Raw genomic sequence first — 20,007 nt, 5'->3', positions numbered from 1 at the left:
AATGGACCATGCCTATTCGAAATTGGGGTATTGTTCTCAACCAATTTATGCTTATTTTTGAAAAAAGGCTCAGATTATAAAATCCAAGCCTAACTTTTTAACTTACACACTTTACGAGATAGTGTCTCCAAATACTAGACTGTGTGCTCATTATTTTATCTTTTCTTTTATGATATCAAATTTTTCCTCCAAAAGTAATTGATAAAATTCTTTTACTTCATTCCAATCTTTTGCCTTATAATTTGTTTCATTTTCTTCAAATACAATAGTTAAATCCAAATATTTAGTGGTTTCTATGACGTTTTCATCTTCAGTCATTACTGCAACCCAAAAGGCACAATGTTCATCATCAGCTTCTTGAACATCAATTATTGCTTTTTCAATGTCAGAAAAATTTATATTGTTTTTGTTATAACCTTCTGCATATTGAATATAATTGTCTTTCATAACTTAATTTTATTTTTATAATTTTTTAATTTATTCATGAATACTCTCTTGAGTGCTTCTTATTTATTAAACGACATCTTCTATTTATAACTTTCAATTCCTTTATCCCTTAAAATTGTTCTTAAAACACTATATAAAATATTGGTATTCCAATCTTCTAAATAATAGTAACTACGATTAATTTCCTTCGGATTTTGTTGTGAATAAACAGCAAAATAAGTGAAATAATTTTTAGTTCTTACACTTTCCCAAGAGATCTTTACCCTCTTTTGGCTAAAAATACCACTTACATTTATTGAAATATTTTTATTATCAAAATGAACATCCCCAATAGAAAATATTTCTTTATTTTTATGTTTTATTATGGTAGATTGAAATGCTTGCATAGCTAAAGTATTTCTACTTTTCAATTCAATAATCTTTATACTATTCGCTCATGTTTTTAATAGAACCGTAGCAATTTCATCACAAATGCATATGTTTTCTTTCCAATCATATGTACCTCCACATAATTGTAAATAGTAATTATCAATATTTGGAACTTCAAAGATTAGATTAATATTACTTTTGATGTTGGGATTTTGTTCTTTACCAAAAAACGGAATAATTGTAATTTGTGAGTAAAATAATGCGGATAAACCTTGATTCGAAAATTCGTAAAAACAACCATCAAAATCAAATATCCTAAACATATAATTATGTAATTTTTGCATCTGCATAGTTATATTTTTAATTTCTACATTTACAATAAGGTAATATCCATCTGATTTGCTATTTATAATAGAATTATCAATTTCTTTTTTAAATTCAAAGCTATTTATTAAATAATCAAAAGCTCCAATATTTATAGTTTGGTTTAATAAATGAATTTTTTGAATAGTTAAGTTTTCCATATCTTCCTGAAATAAATCTTCTTTAAAAATTCCACCTTTATTTATAAATTCATAATACTTAAAACTTTCATTATATTTTTTTTCATTTGATTTTTTTGAGTTTGTTGTAAAGTAAATTAAAAGTCTTTCGTATGCCTCTCTAATTTTTATAAATAAATTTACATATTCTGTAGAGCCATTATTTTTATCAGGATGATATTTTTGAGATAATTTTCTGAATGAATCTTTTAATTCTTGTTCAGAACAATTTTCTGAAAGATTTAGAATTTGAAAATACTGTTTCATATTAGGTAAAATATAAATAATAAGAATGAAATTGCTTTTAAGATAATAATTCAATCTCCTTAGTTATATTTTCACGGGCTTGTTTTTCATATCTTTCTTTAAAAAATTCAGTTTTATAAATTTCATCAAAAGTTAGAAAGTGTTCCAATACTTTTTTGCGTCCGGGGTTATATAAGAAATTAGGATAAATTGAATATTCTTTTCTGATCTGTTTTGTATATTTTTCGTACTCGTCCCAACTTTTACCTAGAATAGAAAGATCCGCATCTAATAAATAATTTGTATCTGAATCATTTGATTTTTCATGAGATTTTGTTGCAAAAATTTGATTACTAACATTATCTATTTGTTCAGATGGTAGATTAATTTTCTGTAATACTATTTTTGCTTTTTCAGCGCTTTTCTCTTCATTGTCTTTTGCAGTACTCTGATAAACAATATCATGATAAAAAACCGAAAACAAAACAGAATCCCAATCTTTAATTTCAATTCCAGGATTTTCTAATTCATTGATTATACTTTCCAAATGATTGAGATTATGATAATGCCTTTTTCTATTCGTATAATTTTTTTCTAATTCTTTCCAAGATTCATTTTCAAGATTTTTATTATCCGAATATGTTGAGAAAAGCTTTTTGAATATATCATGAAGTTGTTTGTTCATTCTTTAAGTATAAAATTAGTATTAATCTAAATTTACAAAAAAGACCCATTGAAAAGTATTTTTTCGGATAAGCCAGCTAAATTCATTAGCACAAGATATACTCCATTTTTTTCAAATATTTGCTAACAATGTAATTATTCTTTGTCTTCTCTTTACACAATCAATTTCATCATTCTCAACTCCAGTTTTGAAGCTCTATAATATTACCGTCTGGATCAGCGATATATATAAACTTTAGTAATCCAACGTTTTCTACATGATGCTCACTTAGTTCACCAATTTCTGTGGCTCCATTTTTTAATGCTAGCTCTAAAAGTTCAGTTATGTTATCCACCTGAAATGCGATATGCCCAAAACCTTTTTTATTGGATACCATTTTTTCGGAATCTATCACCTCTGAATATTGATAAATTTCTAAAGTAGGTCCATTCTCTCCATAGCCGGGAAGTCGTAAATGCATTCCTTGTAAATGAGCATTAGGCACCCCTGTTCCTTTTTCTAACCAACTTCCTTTTTGATTACGTTCTGGCGGGACGGGTTTACAATTGAAAACTAATTCATAAAAATGGGCGAGTTTTTTCCAGTCTTTTGTTATGATATTGGTATGTCCGTATTTTATTTCCATTGCACTTTCATCGTTATTTACATCATGATTTTTAACAGAAAAAAGTATTTATAAAGCCTGGCAATTCGAAAAACTTTAGTTCAGGAAAGCCGGCATTTTACAAATACTTTTTCTATGAAGTAAACTTACGAAAAAAGACCTATATAAGACAAAAACATAATCTCATAATCTTCGGCCATTATTGACTGATATGTTGAAGAATAAATTTAATTCTCTCTTGCGTTGTTAATTTTGGAACCTCAATCGTATGATAACCAAATTCTTGATAAGTTTCATTCATTTTTTGGTAGGTAGACTCAGCTTCATTCCAATTTTGTTTTCTCTCATTATCTGTTTCATAAATTTCTTTCCAAGGTGGAAGGATAAACACATTTTTGTTAAAAGAATAAAGCTTTATCAATTCAATAACTTTTTCTGAAATGGGGATTTTCTCCATTTTCATATAACAAATAGAATCTAAAATTCCTCTATCGAAAAAAGTAAGGTTTAAACCTCTTTCAGCAATTATTTTGTCATAACTTTTCAGGGATGCCTCCAACATAAGACTCGCATAAAGTTTTTTATTTTTCCATGGTAGCCCTTCACTTTTTGTTTCTATTTGGTTTTTAATAATTTTTCTGGCTTCTTCTTCTACAGTTTCGAATCCTCCATGATGTAAACCGGTAATCAGTGTTGTTTTTCCTACACCCGGACCACCTGTTATAATATAGAAATTATCTTTCCTATTCTCCATTTTTATGTGAAATTTTATGCGTTTATTTTTCTGACGAATCTTCCAGAAGCGGAAAAGCATTTTTAAAGAACTTTAGTCCTAGGAAATACTCTGAGCAAAATGCTTTTTAAAAAGTAAATGTACAAAAATAGTATCCATCTCAGCCCAATCAATTTCTATTTCTGTTCGGATTTATATAATACACAAGTTTTTAGTCGTTTATCATGAGTGAGCAAAGGATGTTCAAATTCATACTGTTTTTTCAATCCTATTTTTGTCATAATATGCTCTGACTTTACATTAATTTTCGGAGTTACAGAACATACTTCTTTAATTTCCAATTCATTCAAAGCATATTCCAGACATTTTTTGGCACCTTCTGTAGCAAAACCTTTATTCCATTCACTGCTTCTAATTCTCCAACCAATATCAACACAAGGAGTAAAATCAGCTTTGTAAGTTTGTTCCAAAAGTCCAATAAAACCTATAAATTCATTATTTTCAAGTTTATCGACAGCAAAATAACAAAACCCTTTGTTTTCAAATTCATTTTTCATCCTTTCTACAAATTCGGATGTTTGTTTTTTTGTGGGAATACTAGGAAAAAATTCCATCACTTTTTTGTCTGAATTTAGATCGTGCATTTTATCAATGTCTGCCGATTCCCAGTTTCTAAATCCAAGTCGGTCAGAAGTAAATATGTATTTTTTTGCGTGGGGCATTGGGGGTAATGATCTGTTTTCGTAAAAATAACAACTTAAGGAAATTTTTTGGGAATTCAGAAGTACTGAAACCCATTTTTCTTAATAGGGCGAAATTATTAAAAAAAGAGGAATTGTCAATTCCTAATCGATTTTAAATTGTAGATTATTATCCTCCGTTTTATCCGGATTCAAAGCATTTTCAGGAATCGTTGTCCACCCTACTTTATTGATTATAAATTTAAACAAATAGGTTTTATTACTTTCAAATTGTGATTGGAGAAGCTCAAGATCCAAACCATTGTTCCCTTTTGAAACCATTTGATACATTTTACTTTCGGGATTCCAATCTTTTTCTTTTTGATATAATTTAAGAATTTCTTATAACCATCGTAGAAAATCGATATGAGAAAGCCAATTGTTAAATAAAAAAAATTATAGAAAAGCATATTCAATTAGTCGTGTATGATACTTTGGACATTTCTGAGAGTCAGCTTGACTTTATAAAACAGCAAACTAAACAAAAAAATGAATTTCCACTTAATTTTGATCAAAATATTGTCCATATTTTTTATTAAAAGAAAGTAGTAACGTATTATAATAAAACGGTTAGCGGAAGGATTAAATTTTAATTTCCCACATTCGCTCCAATTTTTGATAATTGATCTAATTCTTTAATATGATTAATAGAAATATGTATATATTTTGGATGAGAAAACAAACTTTCTTTTCTATCACTCCAAGATTTTAATTTTTGTGTTAAAAAATTAGCGTCTGTAGTTTTATGTTTTTCATAAAGATAATCTAAGCTTGAAAGTAGTTCTAGAGCAAAGTCAGAATAAAAACCATTTAAATAGTTAGTAGTTTTTATAGCTATATCTAACAAAATTGAATCATTTTCAATGTATTTTTTAACTTCATCATACCCATCTGCAACAAGTGATAATGGTTCAAAAGGTTTTTTATTCATATCACTATACCCCATAATATAGCTACCATTTAATTTATTGAGAAGATATCTTACTTTTCCTGAATAGGGACCATAGAAGTTAGGTTCAAAATTTAATTTAAAATATTGCTTGGCACCTAATCTTTGTAAAAAATAACAAACTTTTTCACTTGAAAACTCTGAAACATATTCTCCATTTTTAACCAAATCGTATAAAATATAAAGAAGCAATGCTCTTGCATCTGTAAGTTTAACACGTTCGGCTTTTAAATGTTCTTTAATTATTATATTAGGTTCATAAACAAATATATCAATATCTAATTTTCTTAACTTTTTTTCGATTATCTTTTTTACTCTTTCCCATTCTAAGCCACCATTTCCTGAACCAAGTGGGGGAATTGCAATACTCTTAATTTTATTTATTTGAATAATTCTAATTAAATCATCTAATCCAAGCTCAATAAAAGAATATTCAGAAGGTTTTCTCCAGCTTTTTTTTGTTGGAAAGTTTATTATAAGTTTAGTTTCAGAGGTAATATTGCTATCTTTTACATAAAAAAGTTGCCCTATATTAATATTATTGTTTTTACAGGCTTCTTGATATAGTTTAAAATTTGTTGGAAATGCTTTCTTAAATTGTAAAGCAACCCCTTTACCCATAACACCATCAGTATTAACAGTGTTTACAAGAGCTTCGGCCTCACTATCTAAGATGTTTCCAGTAACATATTTTATCATAAGTGCAATATATTAAAAATATCCTTGAGGAATAACTTTTATTTTACTTTCTTCCACTCCTAATTCAATTAATCTCTTTTTTGCATTTTCATTATAACAACCAAAACCTATAATTAGGTCAGGGCTTAGATCAATTGAAACTAAAAATTCTGCTTGTTTCTTTCTTTTAATATTTAAATTTTCGTCACCACCCCAATATGGTGCTTTTATAGATGACCAATCAACAATTTCATCCATTTTATAAATTTGATCTTTTTCGTAAAAAGAAGTGTAATTGTTTGTAGCGTGCCCATCACTAAAATAAAAATCTAACTTTTTATTAATAATTTTATCAATTGAACAAACTAAATATATAATATCTTCAGGTTTAGTTGCTTTTTCTACAAAATTCCCACCCATCTGCATTATATATAACATGGGCATCTTGACTCCAAAATAAAATGGAATATATTCTCCAAGCTTAATACTTTTAGTAGTAAAATTTAAAAAATCACCATTATCAACAGTAACTTCTTTATGCTCTCTATTATCAATTAAACTCAAATCTCCAATGTTCACGAAATGTGGATTTGAATTAAGCGAATTTTTATGAGTAATTCCATACTTGAGAATATGAGAGATATTCTCGATGTGTGTCATTCTATAAACTTTTTTATCAATTTTACTCATATTTTTACTACCAATAATAGATAATCATTCTGTAAGTTAAATGGAAAGCCATCCATTTTAAATTCTTAAGGTTTTTCACTTCTACATCTTGGCTACGTTCTTATCTATAAAATTACAGTCATAGTGTTATTTTTGGCTACAAGCAATCAAAAATGACTTTCCAAAACTTGTTATTTCAAAATAAGATTTACTTATCTGCAATTCTTTAAACTCAGTAAATTTAGATTGAAACTTTGATTTCATCCCTTCATAATCATATTTTTCTAATAGAGGCACATAAATTTGTTCATCGACTTTATAAGTTCCATCTTTATCTGATAAGATTCCAGTACTTATAAGATTGTCGATATAAGTGTTAATATTTTGTGGAAATAATAAATCGTTTTCAAATTGTAATAATGTACCCTTTCCTAAAATTTCGATGTATCCTTTTAAATTATTTTGTTTAAGTCGAAAATTTACATAAGGTATAAAATCCTTATTATCCAAGTTATTTAATATTTTTGCCTCATCAACAGACAAACGTTCGATAATTTGTACAAAACTGGGATGTGCTATATTAACAGTATCAATTGAACTTGCTTTAGTCAATAAATTAATAAACATTATTGAAATTTCTTCATTCGTTATGTAACTTAGTTTTTCCAAAATTGGAGCTCCAATTTGAGGATTTACTTCTATGATTTTTTCTTCAGAAATTTTTTCAAGATTATCTTTGTAATCATTAAGCTTTTTTTGAAAATTAAGTTTCCATTTTTCACTTTGATATTTTACTGGCAAAAGTATGGAAGTACAAAATTCAACAGTAGTCTCTAAAGCAATTCCTACCTTTTTTACAGACGGTTGTGCTAAATCACCATAAAATGTTGATAATATTTGTTGTGAGTCTCGTATTAATCCCAAAGTTGTTTTTTTATCCATTAAAATTACTGTTTAAACTATTAGCCTTGCGATTGTTGCCGAAATTGGAACCGAATTTGCTCAACTGTTTAAAACAAAGTTATGAAATCAAAACGTAATTTCACAACTGGTAGCAACAAAAAAACAGAGAACAGTACTTTGAAATATTATTATTAAAAATTCATTTCAAACAAACATTACAATTCTATTTAAATATGTTCCAAATAAAAACAATAATCTACTCATTTCATAATTATTAATAAAAAATAGAAGTTTGGCATGAAATTGGCGATATAAATTTTGAAAAAAATTTAAAAGCACAAGGATGATAAATGATTTTTGGGATTCCCTCACAATTCCATTGAGTCTATTATAGACTACCTATCATATTTTTATGATTCTTTTAAAGATACTGTTGCTGTTTTAATTAATAGATCATTAATAGTGGTGTGTAATACTTTACTATTAATCCGGTATCGATTATCAAAAGTACTTGAATCATGTATCTGATTCTTAAATGCTTTTAAAAAATATACGTAGAGTACTCTTGTATATAAATTTGAATGAACTTTGGGTAACCTCACTACCTAAGTTCGTGGATAATATATTGCGCTCTACTATATTACGAATAAATTTCGTTGAAAAACGGAACATAGTAAATTGTATAACCCTTAAAAAAGATGTAATGATTAGAAACGTATTTGAAATGATTTTTAAGAGGAACGAAGATTCTGCAAAAATGAATATTTGGAGCCTATTCCTTTTATCGAGTTTTGCTGTTTTTTCCGTATTAGTATATGCTTCATATACTTCAAAACCTAGCTTGAACAGTTTAATGATATATATAATCGCGCTTGTTGCGTACTTAAGCTTTGGACTTGTTTTTATAAGTTCATTAGCCGGAAGTATAGGCACTTCTTCATGGAAGAAAAGGTCAGACAGGCATCTGTAATTTTAGATTTTACTTTAAAACCGCTCGGAGTTTACTTCGAGCGGTTTTTATTTTCTATGACTTTGTATATTATCAGTCCTGAAGATACAGCTTCTTTTCAAGCTTAAAACTTATTATTTTAGAATCTCGCCTCACAGCCACATCAATTATTTTGTTATTTCTTTCGACTCTATTAATAAAATAATAACATGATGATACCTTATCAAGATGATCTAAATCTACATTGTTGATACTCACAATCGAATCCCCTATTTTAAGAGGAATCTTTTCTTCTTGAAAAACATAGGTAACAACAGGTTTTGTGTCTATAAAACGATATCCAAATCCAAAAGATTCCATTTCAGAATACTTTTCTTGTATCTGTTTCATATAAATTTTTGAATGCTCCCAATCGAGTATGAACATATAATTTTTAAAGAAATCATTTCCAATTAAGCTTGAATTTCCCGTTTGAATAATTTCATTCACGAATTCTTTATTACCCAATGCTATTTTATCCGTCCTGAATATATAACTGACAGCCGGTTTTCCTGCACCATAAGCTCCCACAGCATTCGTACCAAATGTTTTAATGGCTTTTTTTACTTTTTTAGCATTATAGGTAGTATCGAATACCTTCATCCTCCCTGAAAATCCGGTATCAAAAGTGAGCTCTACTTTCTTATCTAAAATTCGGGTTTCAATAACTGGTGTTTTCTGAGCTTTTGACTCAAAAGGAATAACCAAATCATAATCTTTATAATCAAATTGTGATAAATCTGTAGTTGCTTCAATTAAATTTTCAGAATAATTAATTCTCCAAAACAACTTTGACATTTGATTAGCTCCAATAATTCCATCTACCTTAAAACATCCCAACTCTGAAACAGAAAGATCCATAACAATAGCTCCAATATTTTTGAAAATAACTTGATCTATGATCATTTCAGGTAATTCAGTAAATATTTGGTTTTGCTTATTTTTTTGAGAATCTTTTACTTTGCCTTCATATTTTTTCTTCAGATTTAATTCTTTATACACTTGGGTAGAGATAACCGTCGGCGCCCCTGTATCCAATAGAAAATTGTACATTTTACCATTTATACTCACTTCTACAAAAGGTAAGTCATTGGCATACGTAAGATTAATTTTTTCTACAGCATTTTTCATCTGAACTTCTCCACTTTCAAAAAATTTTCTTCCTTGGCCAGAAAGAGTAATGGTAAAAACTAGAAAGATGGAAAATAAGGTTTTTCTCATTATATGTATTTTAGGCTAATATAGTAGTTTTTAAAATTTAAAAAAATGAATAACACTAATTTATTTAAGAAAGACTTCTGATAATTGATAGGCATTTCTACATAATTCAGTACATAAAAATGATCCCTTTTTCCTATCCTTTAGTTAACTAAAAAAGCCATCCCTAAGGACGGCTTTATCATATCTTATATTTTCATTATTGAACTTTTACAAGCTCAACATCAAAAACTAGCCAAGCATTTGGTGGAATAACACCTCCGGCACCTCTTTCTCCATAAGCTAATGCTGGTGGAATCAAGAACGTAGCCACTTCTCCTTCTTTTAATAAAAGAATACCTTCATCCCATCCTTTGATTACTCTACCCATTCCAATAGGAATTTCGATGGGTTCATTTCTTTTAAAAGAAGAGTCAAACTCCATTCCGTTAACTAATTTTCCTGCATAATGTACAGATACATTATCACCTGCTTTAGGAGCTTTTCCGGTAGTGGTTTTAGTGATTTTATAATATAGACCGGATTCTGTTTTTTGCATTCCTGCTTTCAAATCTTCAAGCATTTTTTTCTGCTCAGCTTCAGCTTTTTCCGCTAACATTTTATTCTGCTCAGCAATTTTAGCCTTTCCTTCCGTAAAAGTTTTTGCAGGATCATAATTCTTATACTCATCTCCTTTACTGAAAACAACAACTTTCTCTAAAACAATATCAGTTTTAGGTTTATCATTAGCTCCTTTTTCAGTATTCGCAATAGCATCAATTACATCATTCCCTTTCACTACTTTTCCAAAGATAGTATGTTTTCCATCTAACCATGGAGTAGCAACTTCTGTAATAAAAAACTGAGATCCATTTGTATTAGGTCCGGAATTAGCCATAGAAAGAATTCCTTTTCCCGTGTGCTGAAGATCATTTTTTTCGTCTTCGAATTTATACCCGGGATCTCCCATTCCTGTTCCTTGAGGATCTCCCCCTTGAATCATAAAGTCCTTGATTACTCTATGAAAAATAGTCCCATCGTAATAAGGAACTCCTTTAGCTTTAGCTTTGTTATCAATTTTCCCTTCTGCAAGACCAATGAAATTAGCTACAGTTACAGGTGCTTTTTTATCTTCGAATTTAACGATAAGATTCCCTTTCGTGGTTTGAAGATTTGCATAAAGTCCATCATTAAGACCTTCGTAAGTTTCTTTGTCTACGTTCATTTTTTTATAAATTGGCGTACAACTCATGAGCGAAATACTTGCCGCTGCTAGAATTATATTCTTGTTAAAAAATTTCATTTTTTATAGAGCTTTTAATTTGATGATTAAAGGTACGTCATTGTCAATTTTTTTCTCATCTCCATACGTTCCATACGCTAAAGAAGAGGGAACTAAAAGCGTTACCACCTCGCCATCGCGTATATAACGCAAAGCATCTTCTACTGCTTTTAATTCATCAAAGTGTCCCAATTTCACTTCTTTTCTTTCAATAGGTTGTTCATAGATCTTAATTTGATCAAAGTCATAAAGATCGTATTGATATGATATGAGAGAATTATCTTGTCTTTTCTCTCTTTTGTCATAGTCTTCTATATTCACCCAATAATTAAGTTTAGTAGGATAAAACTTTTCAGTCTGTCCTCCTATCCATTGTTGAATTTGGTTTCTCTCTAGTGTATTAAGGTTTTTCATTCTTTCCCTAGACACACTAAGATCATTTTGACTCAGAACTCCACCTACAGGAGGATGGGCTTGAGAATTTTGTTTACAGCTGATCTGAGCAACCATTAATATGAAGACTATTTTTTTCATAAACATTTGCGAAAATACACATTTCGGAGAATATAAAAAATAAAAAGGCCGGGAATTCCGGCCATTATATAAAATCTTTTCAGATAAGTTTAAACGGTTTCAAGAACATTTTTCTCAACCAATACTCTCCATCCAAATGGATCTTCGGAAAGGTTATTCTGTAAATCTACCAGTTGATTTTTAAGCATTACAGCATAACTCTCTTGATCCGAAATTGTAGGTAATTCCAATTTCTCACCATTATATCCAAGTGCTTGAAAAACGGTAGTTACTACAGCTGTTCCTACTCCCCACACTTCTTTTAATATTCCATTTTTTTGAGCCTCTATTACATCTTTTACTTTGATTGGCTCAATTTTTACTTCAATTCCATTTTTTTGAGCAAGTTGGATAAAACTATCTCTAGTAACTCCATCCAATATTTTCTCAGAAGTAGGTGGTGTGTAGATGGTATCATTGATTCTCACAAACACATTCATGGTTCCACTTTCTTCAAAGTATTCATGGGTTGCATCATCAGTCCAGATAATCTGCTCATACCCTTCCTCTATAGCCAATTGTGTTGGATAGAAAGAAGCCGCATAATTCCCGGCAGCCTTAGCTGAGCCTACTCCTCCACTCGCAGCTCTTGAGTAATGATCGGAAATTTTCACAGAAACAGGCTCTGTATAATAACTTTTCGCAGGGGTTGCTACAATAGCAAACATATATTTATTAGAAACTCTTGCCTTTAAAGCTTCCTCTGTAGCAAAAATCAATGGTCTGATATATAAAGACATTCCTTCTCCATGAGGAATCCAATTTCTATCCACATCTATTAATGCTTTCAAACCATCTAAAAACATCTCTTCAGTTACTTCAGGCATTGCTAGACGCTTTGCCGATTTGTTGATACGTTCAAAATTCTTTTCAGGCCTGAAAAGGAAAACTTGACCATCCTTATCTTTATAAGCTTTCATTCCTTCAAAACAAGCCTGTCCATAGTTTACTCCCATCATAGCAGGCGTAAAAAGTAATGGACCATAAGGTACTAGCTTCACTTCGCCCCATTTCCCATTTTCATACTCACATATGATCATATGATCAGTAAAAGTATTACCGAAAGAAAAATTGTTAGGGTCGAAAGTAGAAATTCTGGAGTTCTCAATTCTTTGAATTATCATTTCTAAAATTTTTTATGATGTTCTACAAATTTAATATAATTTTCTAAATATAAAAATTTTGGAGTAAATTTGTCAAAAAATAGCTTGAAAAGGGAAATAAAAACAACAAAAGACGGAAGTAAAACATTATTTATCAATGAATTAAATGAAAATTACCATTCCCAACATGGAGCGCTGCAAGAAGCCGAACACGTCTTTATTAAAAACGGATTAAATTTAATAAATAATTACGAAATTAACATTTTAGAACTCGGTTTTGGAACAGGTTTAAATGTTTTAGTGACAATTAATGAATATTTAAAAACTGACAAAAATCATATCATCAATTACTTTTCATTAGAAAAATATCCCATAAGTGAATTTGAAATTAATGATTTGGCCTATTTTGAACTTTTTGACAACCCTGAGCTTAAAAATATGTATCAAAAAATTCATACAAGTGATTGGGGAAAATCCATTGAAATTATTAATGGGTTCAACCTCACGAAAATACAATGCGACTTTTTCGAACTGAAAACCATTGACTTACCTAAAATAAATCTGGTATATTATGATTGTTTTGGCGCAAGAGTACAGCCTGATCTATGGGAAAAACCTTTATTTGAAATAGTTTCTGATAAAATGGATGTACATGGATTATTAACAACCTACTCCTCTAAAGGCAGTGTAAGACGAATCCTCGAAGAACTTAATTTCAAGGTAGAAAAAAAACAAGGTCCACCGGGGAAAAGAGAAATGATTAATGCAATAAAACTATAAATCTAATCACCTGATCCACGAAGCGAAAAATATTATAGTCATCTCAAATTATATACATTTTATACTACATCTAACTCTTTTAATTATTAATATTAATACGTAATTTAGCCCTAACTAAATACTAAATATGATTGATAAAATAAACATTAGAGTATATGCCTGCGTTATAAAAGACAATAAAGTGTTAACCTTATTTGAAGAATATGCAGGACAGCCTTTAATGAAATTTCCTGGAGGAGGTCTAGAATATGGTGAAGGATTATTAGACTGCTTGCATCGTGAATTTGATGAAGAACTCAATGTAAAAATAGAAATTGTAGAGCACCTTTACACCCAAGAGGATTTTCTCGTTTCTCGTTTTAGAGAAAATGAACAGCTTCTCACTATATATTATATTGTAAAAATGACCAATGAAGAAGACTTTCTCATCCTAGATCCATGCATTGAGAAAACAGAATGGATCGAAATAAATAGGGCTGACAATCCATTCCCGCTTCCAGTAGATCAAATCGTGTTCGATAAACTAAAAGAAAAATTCCTGTAAAATGAATTACAGGAATTTTTTATGATTATTTTTCAGCTTTAAAATCATTTGCGCCAGGATAAGGTTGCAAATACCCTGAATTCCAATTAGATTGCAAAAGTGATTCAATAAACTCATCCGTTCTATTCTTATAAGGATTGTATTTATCTTTCAAATCTATATTGGCCATCTTTCCTTTCACATTCCACCAAAATGCACTCCAACCTCCTCTCAGCTCTTTTATAATTTCATACACATTCTTACCGGTTGCTCTATTCATTAGCTTTGCAAATACTTGCCCTTCTGTTGTCGTAAGATCTTTAAGTTGTTTTTCATATTGATCTGCCAACATATTTTGACGGTCCTTTATAAATTTTCTTTTTGCTTTACTGTCCATATCCAACATATCTTTATGAATATCTCTATACTGCTCTAGAGCCATTACAAATAATGGATACACACGATACAATTTTTTATTTAAAAAGTAATAGTAATTTCGATCTAGTTGGTTATTAAATTTAGGTTTGTTAAGCAAAACCAATTCGTCCATTACGACTACAGTCTCACCATTTATTTCGTAGATTTTGGCTTTTTGCTTTTCATCATAGTAATATTTGTTTCCATACTCATCCGTTTTTAGGAGTTCCTGAGGATACTGACTTAATGTCTTGGCAATTACAGAGTCATTTTGTCCTGAGATACTTATCCCAAAAAAGAAAAGAAAAAGACAAATTATCTTAGTAAATTTCATTATTTTTACGCTTATTTTTAACAGAAATTAAACGCAAAAATCATTCCTTTTTATGAAATTTGAAAAGAAATCTATAAAATTTTTAGAAAATTACCTAAACATCTCATCACCAACCGGTTACGAACACAAAGGACAAAAAGTATGGATGGACTATATTAGACCATATGTAGATAAAATCGAAGTAGATCATTATGGTACTTGTTATGGCATCATCAATCCTCAGGCTCCATTCAAAGTGGTGATTGAGGCTCATGCAGATGAAATATCCTGGTATGTTAACTACATCACTGATGATGGTCTCATTTATGTAATAAGAAATGGAGGATCTGATCAAACCATTGCTCCTTCTAAAATTGTTCATATTCATGGAGAAAAAGGAATTATAAAAGGTGTTTTTGGTTGGCCTGCCATTCACACACGAAATAACCAAAACGAACCTGCCCCAAAAATTGAAAATATTTTTATTGATTGTGGAGCCACTTCAAAAAAGGAAGTTGAAGAAATGGGAATTTTTGTAGGATGTATGATTACCTATCCCGATGAATTTTTTGAAATGAACGATCGCTATTTTGTATGCAGAGCATTAGATAACAGAATTGGAGGTTTTATGATTGCTGAAGTCGCAAAAATGCTGCATGAAAATAAAAAAACAATCCCTTTTGGTCTTTATATTACTAATTCTGTTCAGGAAGAAGTAGGTTTATATGGCGCAGATATGATTGCAGATACTATAAAACCTAATATCGCTATCGTTACAGATGTGACTCATGATACCACAACTCCTATGATTGAAAAGAAAAAAGAAGGCGACCAAAAGTGCGGTGCAGGACCGGTAGTTTTCTTCGCTCCAAGTGTTCATCATACCATTAGAGAGTTGATTATTGATACAGCAAAAACAAAACAAATCCCTTTCCAAAGGGCTGCAGCAAGCCGGGCAACAGGAACTGATACAGATGCTTTCGCTCACTCCAACGGTGGTGTACCAAGTGCATTAATTTCCCTACCTTTGCGATATATGCATACCACCGTGGAAATGGTTTCAAAAGAAGACGTAGGAAATGTAATTAAACTCATTTATGAAACTCTCTTGAAAATCCAACCGGAAATGAAATTAAAGTATCATTAATTACAATGAAAAATATCTTTTATCATTTGATCCGAAAACCCACTTTTATATCAGTTATAACCGCCCTATTTTTTGTGTATATAGCTTTTGCCATTATATATAAACTGTTTTATCCTCCTAAAATAGGTTCTGCATATAATATGGTACTTGAAATGCTATTGATTTTCAGTATCGTCCCTTTAGGATTATTTGTAATTGATAGACTATTAGTTATTAAAATTAATAATATCAAATTAACAATCATAGAATCCATCCTATTTGGATGTATTTTTCTGTATTATTTTATGTTTGTTAATCCATTTTAAAAGGTAGAAATAAAAAGTAAAGTATAAAAAGTAAAAATGAAAACGAAGCTTATTGCTCCTTCCCTTTTATCCGCAGACTTTGGGAATCTGCAAAGAGATATTGAAATGTTGAACAATTCACAGGCAGACTGGTTTCATATAGATGTAATGGATGGAAGGTTTGTTCCTAACATCTCATTTGGTTTTCCGGTGATGAAAACGGTTCAACAACATGCTAAGAAATTTGTAGATGTACATTTGATGATTGTAGAACCCGAAAAATATGTGGAAGAATTCATCAATCATGGCGCAGACTTAATCTCTGTTCATTACGAGGCTTGTACTCACCTTCATAGAACGATTCACCATATTCAAAGCTTAGGTGCAAAAGCAGGAGTTGTTTTAAACCCTTCAACTCCAGTGCTTATGTTGGAAGATATTATTGCAGATGTAGATTTAGTCTTATTAATGAGTGTAAATCCAGGATTTGGCGGACAAAAATTCATTGAAAACACCTATAAGAAAATTGCTGAAACTAAGGATTTAATTATTAGCAATAATTCAACTGCTCTGATAGAAGTCGATGGAGGTGTTAATATAGACAATGCTACTAAACTCTTTGATGCAGGTGCTGATGTTCTGGTCGCGGGAAATGCGGTCTTTTCCTCAGAAAGTCCTGAAAGAACAATCGAATTGTTAAAAATATAATCTCCATTTTATATGTATAAAGGCAGCCTTGAGCTGCCTTTATTTCTCATGCTATGAGATTATAATATGGTTTTAGTTTTAGATTTTGTTTCTTCATCATTATGATGTAAAGATCTTCAAAAGCAAACACTTACCCATCAGTAGAAACACCAAATTACTCCCTGTATTTTTCACATAAAGCATCACAGTATAATACCAATAAAAAAATCCGGAACGATGTCCGGATCTATGTGTATACAAAGAGTATCTTCTTTAATTAAAAAATCTCTCTTCCTGAGAAATGGAATTGAGCTTCGATAAGCGCATTTTCATTAGAATCTGAACCATGAACAGCATTTTCACCAACGCTTCTTGCAAACATTTTTCTGATTGTTCCTTCTGCTGCTTCTGCCGGGTTTGTTGCTCCAATTAATTTTCTAAAATCTTCAACAGCATTATCTTTTTCTAAAACAGCAGCTACAATCGGTCCTGAACTCATGAATTCTACCAACTCTCCATAAAATGGTCTTTCTGCATGTACTTCGTAGAATTTTTTCGCATCTGCAACAGTAAGCTGAGTAAGCCTCATTGCTTTAATTGAAAATCCAGCCTCAGAAATCTTTCCTAATATAGCACCGATATGTCCGTCTGCAACAGCATCAGGCTTAATCATAGTGAATGTAATGTTAGACATAAATGTATATTTTTTTAATGGGCACAAAATTACAAAAAATATCTTTGAATTTTATTTTAATTTTTTTTAACATAAAAATAACTTTTATTAAGAATTTATGAAATAAACTTTGGCACAGTAATTGTTTATTCTTTTGCGATTCTCATGTTTAATTTGAGTTTTCATGGTTATTAGTTTTTACCCAGCTTCGGCTGGGTTTTTTATTGATCGGTGTTTCAGAAGATTTTCCCTATTATAAAATCCGCACAAAAACACCAAATAAAAATTCACCCAACATTCATCGGCCTAACTCCCAGAAAGGAATTAAACTGAATAATTCAAAAAAAACGCATTATTTTTGAGAAGATTCTTCAGCCTCCTCCATTAATTTTATGTAAGTCGAATATCTCGAATATTGTATTTCTCCTGTTTCTAAAGAAGCAGTAACAGCACATTTTGGCTCATTAATATGAAGACAATTGTGAAACTTACACTCTTCTCTCTTTTTAAATATTTCAGGGAAATAATGTTGTACTTCTTCTTTATCTATATCAATCATGGCAAACTCACGTACCCCTGGAGTATCAATCACATTTCCTCCAAAATCCCAAAAATGCATTTGGGCAAAAGTAGTAGTATGCTTTCCTTTCAAATGAGAATCCGAAATTTCTGAAGTTTTTAAGTTTAAGCCAGGCTGTAGTGCATTCACTAAAGTAGACTTTCCACATCCTGAATGTCCAAAGAAAACAGAAGTTTTATCTTTAAGAATATCTTGTAAATAATCAAGATTGAGCCGAGAATAAGAAGAAATCTCTAATGTTTCATATCCAATATCTTGGTAAAGAAATTCAATATCTTTTACCATCTCAATCTCTTCACCATGCAACACATCCATTTTATTAAATAAAATCAAAGGTGTCATATTATATGCTTCACAACATGCCAAAAACCTATCTAAAAAACCAAGTGACGTTTCAGGATGTTTAAGCGTAAAAATAAAACATGCCAAATCAATGTTAGAAGCTATAATATGGGCTTCTTTGGAAAGGTTTACAGACTTTCGGATGAGATAGTTTCTACGGGGTTCAATTTTGGTAATCCAAGCAATATCATCTTGTTCCAACTGAAATTCAACAAAATCCCCCACAGCAAGTGGATTGGTGAGTCTCGTTTTAATTAACTTAAACTTTCCACGAATTCTAGCCTCGAAAATTGTACCCGTTTCTAATTCAAAAACTTGATACCAACTTCCCGTAGATTTAATGATTTTTCCTCTCATATTTATACAACCACAAATATAAGAAATTACAACCAGCTTTAGATTCAGAAATTAAATAGGGTTATGGAAACTAAATCCATAACCCTTATTTTTAATATACATATATTATTATTTATTGATCATGATACTATTTTGTACCTCAATAGATTCTTCATGAATAGCCTTAAATAGCTTTTCCATAAACTCTTGAGACATTCCTGTTTCTATAGCTTTTTGAGCTGCATATTCTGTTATTACTTTCCAACGTTCAGGTTGAAAGATAGCAATATCATTCTCTTTTTTCAATTTACCGATTTTCTCAGAAATTTTCATTCTTTGAGAAAGAAGTTCAATTAATTGGTAATCAAGATCCGAAATAAGGGTTCTATGTCTTCCCATCTCCTCATCAAATCCTGCTAAGTCAGTATTTCTCACTTTCAAGTTTCCAATCAATTCTGCGAGAACTTCTGGAGTAATCTGCTGAGAAGCATCACTCCATGCTTCATCCGGGTTACAATGAGATTCAATAATAGCCCCTTGGTAACCTACATTCATCGCCTCTTGAGTAATATCTGCTAATCCCGTTCTATTCCCACAAATATGAGAAGGGTCTATAAGCATAGGGATATTAGGAAATTGACTTTTAAAATCAAGTGCGATTTGCCAATTCGGATTATTTCTGTATTTTGTTTTTTGGTAGGTAGAAAACCCTCTATGTATTACTCCTAGCTTTTTAATATCCTGACCCAAAAGTCTTTCCAACGCACCAATCCATAATGCTAAATCAGGATTTACAGGGTTTTTAACAAATACGGGTTTATTCGTCCCTCTTAAAGCCATTGCAATTTCCTGTACAGTAAATGGATTAACAGTAGAACGAGCTCCTATCCAAAGAATATCAACATCTGCTTCTAAAGCTGCAAAAACATGGTGTGCATTCGCTACTTCTGTTGCTGTTTTAAAACCATATTCTTCTTTTACCTTTTTCAACCAATTCAAGCCGATAACTCCCACTCCTTCAAAACCATTTGGCTTTGTACGTGGTTTCCATATACCTGCTCGAAAAATAGGAACATTCGCATTCGTTTCTCTTATTCTTTTAGCTGTTTCTAACATTTGAGCCTCACTTTCTGCACTACATGGCCCTGCAATCATTAATGGTTGTGAAAACTCATTAATCCAATCATTTTGCAATTCTTTTAAATTCATATTTGACA

24 protein-coding genes are annotated in these 20,007 nt (G+C 30.6%); 5 read left to right on the top strand and 19 right to left on the bottom strand.

Annotated elements, in window-relative coordinates; translation table 11 throughout:
- Positions 1-150: 150 nt before the first annotated feature.
- The 11 genes from CHRY9293_RS15940 to CHRY9293_RS15890 form a co-directional block, all read right to left on the bottom strand.
- Complete coding sequence (locus CHRY9293_RS15940) at positions 151-447, bottom strand: hypothetical protein (RefSeq protein WP_162033894.1); 297 nt, start codon at positions 445-447, stop codon at positions 151-153.
- An 80-nt stretch (positions 448-527) separates the two neighbouring features.
- Positions 528-857: a hypothetical protein gene (locus CHRY9293_RS15935; protein WP_162033893.1), complete on the bottom strand. Its 330-nt coding sequence runs from the start codon at positions 855-857 to the stop codon at positions 528-530.
- A 24-nt stretch (positions 858-881) separates the two neighbouring features.
- A complete protein-coding gene (locus CHRY9293_RS15930) occupies positions 882-1,625 on the bottom strand; it encodes a DnaJ domain-containing protein (RefSeq protein WP_162033892.1) in 744 nt (247 codons plus the stop codon).
- A 37-nt stretch (positions 1,626-1,662) separates the two neighbouring features.
- Positions 1,663-2,289 carry an HD domain-containing protein gene (locus CHRY9293_RS15925; protein WP_162033891.1) on the bottom strand — a complete coding sequence of 209 codons (627 nt, stop codon included), beginning with the start codon at positions 2,287-2,289 and terminating at the stop codon, positions 1,663-1,665.
- A gap of 175 nt (positions 2,290-2,464) precedes the next feature.
- Positions 2,465-2,914, bottom strand: coding sequence for a VOC family protein (locus CHRY9293_RS15920; RefSeq protein WP_162033890.1), 450 nt, complete (start codon positions 2,912-2,914; stop codon positions 2,465-2,467).
- A 178-nt stretch (positions 2,915-3,092) separates the two neighbouring features.
- Positions 3,093-3,647 carry an AAA family ATPase gene (locus CHRY9293_RS15915; RefSeq protein ID WP_162033889.1) on the bottom strand — a complete coding sequence of 185 codons (555 nt, stop codon included), beginning with the start codon at positions 3,645-3,647 and terminating at the stop codon, positions 3,093-3,095.
- A 155-nt stretch (positions 3,648-3,802) separates the two neighbouring features.
- Positions 3,803-4,348 carry a GNAT family N-acetyltransferase gene (locus CHRY9293_RS15910; RefSeq protein ID WP_162033888.1) on the bottom strand — a complete coding sequence of 182 codons (546 nt, stop codon included), beginning with the start codon at positions 4,346-4,348 and terminating at the stop codon, positions 3,803-3,805.
- Positions 4,349-4,471: 123 nt separating this feature from the next.
- Positions 4,472-4,648: a hypothetical protein gene (locus CHRY9293_RS15905; protein ID WP_162033887.1), complete on the bottom strand. Its 177-nt coding sequence runs from the start codon at positions 4,646-4,648 to the stop codon at positions 4,472-4,474.
- Between the two features lie 307 nt (positions 4,649-4,955).
- Entirely contained in the window at positions 4,956-6,014 is a 1,059-nt protein-coding gene (gene darG / locus CHRY9293_RS15900; RefSeq protein ID WP_162033886.1) for a type II toxin-antitoxin system antitoxin DNA ADP-ribosyl glycohydrolase DarG, read from the bottom strand.
- A 12-nt stretch (positions 6,015-6,026) separates the two neighbouring features.
- On the bottom strand, positions 6,027-6,683 hold the full coding sequence (gene darT / locus CHRY9293_RS15895) for a type II toxin-antitoxin system toxin DNA ADP-ribosyl transferase DarT (protein ID WP_162033885.1): 657 nt from the start codon (positions 6,681-6,683) through the stop codon (positions 6,027-6,029).
- 126 nt (positions 6,684-6,809) lie between these two features.
- Positions 6,810-7,604, bottom strand: a complete 795-nt coding sequence (locus tag CHRY9293_RS15890; RefSeq protein WP_162033884.1) for a DUF4393 domain-containing protein — start codon at positions 7,602-7,604, stop codon at positions 6,810-6,812.
- Between the two features lie 664 nt (positions 7,605-8,268).
- On the opposite strand from CHRY9293_RS15890, the gene CHRY9293_RS15885 reads away from it, so the two are divergent.
- Positions 8,269-8,535, top strand: coding sequence for a hypothetical protein (locus CHRY9293_RS15885; RefSeq protein WP_162033883.1), 267 nt, complete (start codon positions 8,269-8,271; stop codon positions 8,533-8,535).
- 72 nt (positions 8,536-8,607) lie between these two features.
- Here CHRY9293_RS15885 and CHRY9293_RS15880 read toward each other — a convergent pair whose 3' ends face one another.
- From CHRY9293_RS15880 to CHRY9293_RS15865, 4 genes are all read right to left on the bottom strand, one after another.
- A complete protein-coding gene (locus tag CHRY9293_RS15880) occupies positions 8,608-9,774 on the bottom strand; it encodes a retropepsin-like aspartic protease (RefSeq protein ID WP_162033882.1) in 1,167 nt (388 codons plus the stop codon).
- A 196-nt stretch (positions 9,775-9,970) separates the two neighbouring features.
- Entirely contained in the window at positions 9,971-10,975 is a 1,005-nt protein-coding gene (locus CHRY9293_RS15875) for a peptidylprolyl isomerase (protein ID WP_228455572.1), read from the bottom strand.
- A gap of 81 nt (positions 10,976-11,056) precedes the next feature.
- On the bottom strand, positions 11,057-11,566 hold the full coding sequence (locus CHRY9293_RS15870; protein WP_162033881.1) for an FKBP-type peptidyl-prolyl cis-trans isomerase: 510 nt from the start codon (positions 11,564-11,566) through the stop codon (positions 11,057-11,059).
- An 89-nt stretch (positions 11,567-11,655) separates the two neighbouring features.
- Complete coding sequence (locus CHRY9293_RS15865; protein ID WP_162033880.1) at positions 11,656-12,729, bottom strand: branched-chain amino acid aminotransferase; 1,074 nt, start codon at positions 12,727-12,729, stop codon at positions 11,656-11,658.
- An 84-nt stretch (positions 12,730-12,813) separates the two neighbouring features.
- On the opposite strand from CHRY9293_RS15865, the gene mnmD reads away from it, so the two are divergent.
- Together mnmD and CHRY9293_RS15855 are read left to right on the top strand one after the other, a co-directional pair.
- Positions 12,814-13,488: a tRNA (5-methylaminomethyl-2-thiouridine)(34)-methyltransferase MnmD gene (mnmD, locus tag CHRY9293_RS15860; protein ID WP_162033879.1), complete on the top strand. Its 675-nt coding sequence runs from the start codon at positions 12,814-12,816 to the stop codon at positions 13,486-13,488.
- A 127-nt stretch (positions 13,489-13,615) separates the two neighbouring features.
- Positions 13,616-14,032, top strand: a complete 417-nt coding sequence (locus tag CHRY9293_RS15855; protein WP_162033878.1) for an NUDIX domain-containing protein — start codon at positions 13,616-13,618, stop codon at positions 14,030-14,032.
- Between the two features lie 25 nt (positions 14,033-14,057).
- Here CHRY9293_RS15855 and CHRY9293_RS15850 read toward each other — a convergent pair whose 3' ends face one another.
- Positions 14,058-14,762, bottom strand: a complete 705-nt coding sequence (locus tag CHRY9293_RS15850) for a DUF4294 domain-containing protein (protein WP_162033877.1) — start codon at positions 14,760-14,762, stop codon at positions 14,058-14,060.
- Positions 14,763-14,814: 52 nt separating this feature from the next.
- Here CHRY9293_RS15850 and chrP point away from each other — a divergent pair, with 52 nt between their 5' ends.
- Together chrP and rpe are read left to right on the top strand one after the other, a co-directional pair.
- Positions 14,815-15,888, top strand: a complete 1,074-nt coding sequence (chrP, locus tag CHRY9293_RS15845; RefSeq protein WP_162033876.1) for a chryseobasin maturation metalloprotease ChrP — start codon at positions 14,815-14,817, stop codon at positions 15,886-15,888.
- 341 nt (positions 15,889-16,229) lie between these two features.
- Complete coding sequence (rpe, locus tag CHRY9293_RS15840; protein WP_122547005.1) at positions 16,230-16,880, top strand: ribulose-phosphate 3-epimerase; 651 nt, start codon at positions 16,230-16,232, stop codon at positions 16,878-16,880.
- A 256-nt stretch (positions 16,881-17,136) separates the two neighbouring features.
- Here the strand turns inward: rpe and CHRY9293_RS15835 are convergent, their stop codons facing one another.
- From CHRY9293_RS15835 to CHRY9293_RS15825, 3 genes are all read right to left on the bottom strand, one after another.
- The gene (locus tag CHRY9293_RS15835; protein WP_162033875.1) at positions 17,137-17,553 is read right to left on the bottom strand and encodes a nucleoside-diphosphate kinase; all 417 of its coding nucleotides are present in this window, start codon (positions 17,551-17,553) and stop codon (positions 17,137-17,139) included.
- Between the two features lie 331 nt (positions 17,554-17,884).
- A complete protein-coding gene (gene rsgA, locus CHRY9293_RS15830) occupies positions 17,885-18,811 on the bottom strand; it encodes a ribosome small subunit-dependent GTPase A (protein WP_162033874.1) in 927 nt (308 codons plus the stop codon).
- A 108-nt stretch (positions 18,812-18,919) separates the two neighbouring features.
- A complete protein-coding gene (locus tag CHRY9293_RS15825; RefSeq protein ID WP_162033873.1) occupies positions 18,920-19,999 on the bottom strand; it encodes a chorismate mutase in 1,080 nt (359 codons plus the stop codon).
- Positions 20,000-20,007 lie beyond the last annotated feature (8 nt).

Source organism: Chryseobacterium potabilaquae (assembly GCF_902728265.1).
Taxonomy (GTDB): Bacteria; Bacteroidota; Bacteroidia; order Flavobacteriales; family Weeksellaceae; genus Chryseobacterium; species Chryseobacterium potabilaquae.
Note: the sequence above shows the minus strand (reverse complement) of the source record. Positions and strands in the feature narration are given on the sequence as shown.

Coding starts and splice junctions, on each gene's coding strand:
- CHRY9293_RS15940 (WP_162033894.1), bottom strand. CDS start 447: ATGAAAGACAATTATATTCAATATGCAGAAGGTTATAACAAAAACAAT.
- CHRY9293_RS15930 (WP_162033892.1), bottom strand. CDS start 1,625: ATGAAACAGTATTTTCAAATTCTAAATCTTTCAGAAAATTGTTCTGAA.
- CHRY9293_RS15925 (WP_162033891.1), bottom strand. CDS start 2,289: ATGAACAAACAACTTCATGATATATTCAAAAAGCTTTTCTCAACATAT.
- CHRY9293_RS15920 (WP_162033890.1), bottom strand. CDS start 2,914: ATGGAAATAAAATACGGACATACCAATATCATAACAAAAGACTGGAAA.
- CHRY9293_RS15915 (WP_162033889.1), bottom strand. CDS start 3,647: ATGGAGAATAGGAAAGATAATTTCTATATTATAACAGGTGGTCCGGGT.
- CHRY9293_RS15910 (WP_162033888.1), bottom strand. CDS start 4,348: ATGCCCCACGCAAAAAAATACATATTTACTTCTGACCGACTTGGATTT.
- CHRY9293_RS15905 (WP_162033887.1), bottom strand. CDS start 4,648: ATGGTTTCAAAAGGGAACAATGGTTTGGATCTTGAGCTTCTCCAATCA.
- darG (WP_162033886.1), bottom strand. CDS start 6,014: ATGATAAAATATGTTACTGGAAACATCTTAGATAGTGAGGCCGAAGCT.
- darT (WP_162033885.1), bottom strand. CDS start 6,683: ATGAGTAAAATTGATAAAAAAGTTTATAGAATGACACACATCGAGAAT.
- CHRY9293_RS15890 (WP_162033884.1), bottom strand. CDS start 7,604: ATGGATAAAAAAACAACTTTGGGATTAATACGAGACTCACAACAAATA.
- CHRY9293_RS15885 (WP_162033883.1), top strand. CDS start 8,269: ATGATTAGAAACGTATTTGAAATGATTTTTAAGAGGAACGAAGATTCT.
- CHRY9293_RS15880 (WP_162033882.1), bottom strand. CDS start 9,774: ATGAGAAAAACCTTATTTTCCATCTTTCTAGTTTTTACCATTACTCTT.
- CHRY9293_RS15875 (WP_228455572.1), bottom strand. CDS start 10,975: ATGAACGTAGACAAAGAAACTTACGAAGGTCTTAATGATGGACTTTAT.
- CHRY9293_RS15870 (WP_162033881.1), bottom strand. CDS start 11,566: ATGAAAAAAATAGTCTTCATATTAATGGTTGCTCAGATCAGCTGTAAA.
- CHRY9293_RS15865 (WP_162033880.1), bottom strand. CDS start 12,729: ATGATAATTCAAAGAATTGAGAACTCCAGAATTTCTACTTTCGACCCT.
- CHRY9293_RS15855 (WP_162033878.1), top strand. CDS start 13,616: ATGATTGATAAAATAAACATTAGAGTATATGCCTGCGTTATAAAAGAC.
- CHRY9293_RS15850 (WP_162033877.1), bottom strand. CDS start 14,762: ATGAAATTTACTAAGATAATTTGTCTTTTTCTTTTCTTTTTTGGGATA.
- chrP (WP_162033876.1), top strand. CDS start 14,815: ATGAAATTTGAAAAGAAATCTATAAAATTTTTAGAAAATTACCTAAAC.
- rpe (WP_122547005.1), top strand. CDS start 16,230: ATGAAAACGAAGCTTATTGCTCCTTCCCTTTTATCCGCAGACTTTGGG.
- CHRY9293_RS15835 (WP_162033875.1), bottom strand. CDS start 17,553: ATGTCTAACATTACATTCACTATGATTAAGCCTGATGCTGTTGCAGAC.
- rsgA (WP_162033874.1), bottom strand. CDS start 18,811: ATGAGAGGAAAAATCATTAAATCTACGGGAAGTTGGTATCAAGTTTTT.
- CHRY9293_RS15825 (WP_162033873.1), bottom strand. CDS start 19,999: ATGAATTTAAAAGAATTGCAAAATGATTGGATTAATGAGTTTTCACAA.